The 517-nt window shown below is 69.6% G+C and carries 1 pseudogene; it reads left to right on the forward strand.

What is annotated here, in order from left to right:
* Nucleotides 1-517: pseudogene (locus AC1DWF_RS38680) on the forward strand (D-aminoacylase); the annotation flags it as partial.

Genomic DNA, 517 nt, shown 5'->3' on the forward strand with positions numbered 1-517 from the left:
CCTCTGTGAACACCGTCGCGCTCATCGGCCATATGTCGCTGCGCGTCGGCGCCATGGGCCGCAACGACCTCGACCGTCCGGCGACGGACAAGGAGGCCGAGCGCATGCGGAAGATGCTCGCGCAGTCCCTGGCCGAGGGGGCCTCGGGTCTCTCGACGGGCCTCTTCTACCCGCCCAGCAAGCACGCCCCGACCGACGAGGTCATCGCCGTCGCCGAGGCGCTGCGCGGCACGGGCGGCCTCTACGTCACCCACATGCGCGACGAGGCGAACCATGTGCTCGACAGCATCGAGGAGACGCTGCGGATCGGCGCGGCGGTCGGCGCGCCCGTCGTCATCAGCCACCACAAATGCGCGCAGCCGGAGAATCACGGCCGCTCCGTCGAGACGCTGCCGCTGATCGAGAAGCTGTCCCAGAGCCATTCCGTGGCCTTCGACGTCGATCCCTACCCGGCCTCGTCGACCTCGCTCGGCGCGCGCAAGCCGCGGCCGGACATTCCGGTCATGGTGACCTATTC

The organism is Aminobacter sp. P4_D5, assembly GCF_056401815.1.